The organism is Bradyrhizobium campsiandrae (assembly GCF_014529705.1).
Classification (GTDB): domain Bacteria; phylum Pseudomonadota; class Alphaproteobacteria; order Rhizobiales; family Xanthobacteraceae; genus Bradyrhizobium; species Bradyrhizobium campsiandrae.
The window spans coordinates 1-245 of the sequence record NZ_JAANIH010000378.1 but is presented as its reverse complement, the minus strand read 5'-3'; the positions used below and the strand labels follow the sequence as shown (position 1 = coordinate 245).

Here is a 245-nt window from a genome sequence, read left to right as displayed (position 1 = left end):
CAATTGCCCTGCACCATTTCGAGATTGGGGCCCGGCCTGAAGGCTGCCGTCTCGTCAGGGGTCTTGTAGTCGACCGGCGCGGCAAGGGACGAACCTAGCGTGACGGCGAGGGCAAAGGCGATGGCGGCAAGACCTGGGCTTCCGCCAAGCTCGGCAAGGATCTCGGCAACTACTCGTTCCGCGAATGGAAGCTGCCGGTGAAGCTCGCCGCAGGCCAGGTCGAGCTCAAGGTACGCGCCACCAGC

General features: G+C 64.9%; 1 pseudogene. It reads left to right on the top strand.

What is annotated here, in order from left to right:
* Positions 1 to 119 precede the first annotated feature (119 nt).
* Positions 120 to 245, top strand: a pseudogene (locus tag G8O24_RS44920) (molybdopterin-dependent oxidoreductase); the annotation flags it as partial.